Consider the following 2,611-nt stretch of genomic DNA (forward strand, 5'->3'; position numbering starts at 1 on the left):
CGCCGGGGGCCGCCGCAACCTGCGTCGCCCCCGCGCAAGCCTGCCCTTTGTCGGCGCCCCGCTGCGGGTCGTCGTCCCGGCCCTCGCCCCTGCACCCCTACCCGCCGCGCCCCTCTTCCCGCGGGACCGCTTCAGCCTCGGCGTCGCCTCGGGCTATCCGCAGCCCGACGGCATGGGGCTCTGGACCCGGCTCGCACCGGAGCCCTTGGCCCCCGCCGGCGGCATGCCGTCGGTAAACGTCCCCGTGCGCTGGGAGCTGGCTCACGATCCAGGCTTCAGGCGCATCGCCGCCGCCGGCACCGCCTATGCCACGCCGCAGTGGGCGCATTCGGTGCACGTCGAGCCCTACGGGCTTGAGCCTGATCAGGAATACTGGTACCGCTTCCACGCCGGCGGCGCCACCAGCCCGGCGGGGCGCACACGCACCGCGCCGGCCAAGGATGCGCCGGCGGATCGGCTACGCATCGGCGTGGGCTCCTGCCAGCACTACGCCCAGGGCTTCTACAGCGCCTACCGGCACGTGGCGGCGGACGCGCTGGATCTCTTCCTGCACCTGGGCGATTACATCTACGAGTCGGCCTGGGGCAGGAATCCGGTGCGCTCCCAGGGGGCGGTCGAGCCGGTGACGCTCGGCGACTATCGCCGCCAATACGCGCTATACAAGTCGGACCCTGATTTGCAGGCCGCGCACGCCAGCTGCCCCTGGCTCATGGTCTGGGACGACCACGAGGTGGACAACGACTATGCCGACAGCATCTCCCAGGACGACGACACGCCGGCCTGGTTCCTCGCCCGCCGCGCCGCCGCCTACCGCGCCTACTACGAGCACATGCCGCTGCCGCGGGGCATGGTCCCCTTCGGCCCCCACATGCGCATCCACACCCGCCTCGATTATGGCCGGCTCGCCCGCATCCACATGTTGGACGACCGCCAATACCGCAGCCCCCAGCCCTGCCCGAAGCCGGGCCGCGCCGGCTCCAACCTCATCACCGGCGACTGTGCCGAGCGACTCAATCCCGAGGCCACGCTCCTCGGCGCCCGTCAGGAGCGTTGGCTCGCCGCCGGCTTGGAAGGCTCGGGCGCCCGCTGGAATCTGCTGGGCCAGCAGACCCTGATGGCCCACGCCGACGGGCTCGAGGGCGACGGCGAGCTGTTCTTCTCCGACGGCTGGGACGGCTATCCGGCCGCCCGGCAGCGGCTGCTGGACCAATTTGCCGCAGGCATCTGCGCCAACCCCGTGGTGCTCGGCGGCGACGTGCACTCGTTCTGGGTCACGGACCTCAAGCAGGACTTCGCGGACGAGCGTGCCCCGGCCGTCGCAAGCGAATTCGTTGCCACTTCAATCACCTCCCAGCCGCCGCCGGAAGACCGCATCCAGGCCACGCTGCGCGAGAACCCGCACATCCACTACGCCACCGGCGAGCACCGCGGCTACCTGCGGCTCACGGTGACCCCGGAGCGCCTGACTGCGGACCTGCGCGGCGTCGCCGGCGTGCGCGAGCGCGACGCGGCCTGCGAGACAGTCGCGAGCTTCGTCGTCGAGGACGGCGTGCCCGGGCCGATGAGCGCCTGACAGCGCTAGAAGCCACCGCCTGCGCCGTTGGAAACCGTTGGCGAAGGCACCAATCCCTCGCCTGCCTGGGACAGGGCCACATGCGCGACAGGCGCCGCCACCGGCTTGGCAGCGGACTCCGCAATGCCCGACTGCAGCGATGCGTCAGGCGGTCAAACCACGCGCCCGGGGGTCTTCGGGGCATCGGCGGAGCCGCCGGCGAGCAGGTCGGCCCGCACGGATTCGATCCAAGCCGCGAGCCGCTGCGGCGTCTGCTCGGCCTGCGTGGCCTGGTCCAGCACCAGACCGCAGAAGGCGCCGTCGCCGAGATCGGCGCGGGAGTAGTCATAGGCATAGCCCGACGTGGGCCATAAGCCCACGATCCGGGCCCCGCGCGCGCGGAGATCTTCGTACAACCACCCCAGCGCATCGGCGAAGGCGTCCGGATAACCGGCTTGGTCGCCGAGGCCCACCAGGGCCACCACTTTGCCGTTGAAATCCACGGTATCGAGCTCGGGCACGAAGGCCTCGAGCGGCGCCGGGAGCCCGCCGCAGTTCGTGGTGGACGTGGCGAAGACCAGGGCGCGGTAGCCGTTCATCCGGGCCGCGTCGACATCGTCCAGGTTGTGCACCTCCGCCGCGCCTGCCGGCAAATAGTGGGCTTGAAGCTCGCGTGCCAGCTCGGCCGTGCTGCCGGTCTCCGACGCGAAGAAGATGCCGATCGGGGGCATGGGTGCGCTCCTCTAGATTGGTGTCTGTAGGCGTCGCAGGCGGCGCTCGGGCGGTGGTGTCGGGCCGGGCATGGGCACTTCCTGCGGTATGCCCAGTGCCAGCAGCCGGCTCGCCTTCAGCGCGGGGAAAGATTGCGCAGTCGGCGGCGAAACTCAGGCCGTGACCTACCGTCAGGATACGCAGATCCGCCCCGACCGGCTGCCGCGCCAGTGCCGAAAGCGGTGTGCACGTGCGCCAGGTCAAGACTGACCGCCGGCGCGCAGCCGCAGCCACCGAGGCGGGCCGATACCGTCGCGCGCCCCGTCCATCACGCTGAAAGCATGATGG

The 2,611-nt window shown here is 71.1% G+C and carries 2 protein-coding genes; one reads left to right on the forward strand and one right to left on the reverse strand.

Translation table 11 applies throughout. From position 1 onward, the window contains the following. A partial coding sequence (locus tag I6U14_RS00730) for an alkaline phosphatase D family protein (protein WP_296896063.1) occupies window positions 1-1,573 on the forward strand: 1,573 nt, incomplete at its 5' end. A 152-nt stretch (window positions 1,574-1,725) separates the two neighbouring features. Here the strand turns inward: I6U14_RS00730 and I6U14_RS00735 are convergent. Further along, a complete protein-coding gene (locus tag I6U14_RS00735) occupies window positions 1,726-2,283 on the reverse strand; it encodes a flavodoxin (RefSeq protein WP_296896065.1) in 558 nt (185 codons plus the stop codon). Window positions 2,284-2,611 lie beyond the last annotated feature (328 nt).

It is taken from the genome of Thiohalocapsa sp., assembly GCF_019695415.1.
GTDB lineage: Bacteria > Pseudomonadota > Gammaproteobacteria > Chromatiales > Chromatiaceae > Thiohalocapsa.

What these genes read in the sequence shown, in the direction of transcription:
- I6U14_RS00735 (WP_296896065.1), bottom strand. Translation starts at nt 2,283, where the DNA reads ATGCCCCCGATCGGCATCTTCTTCGCGTCGGAGACCGGCAGCACGGCC.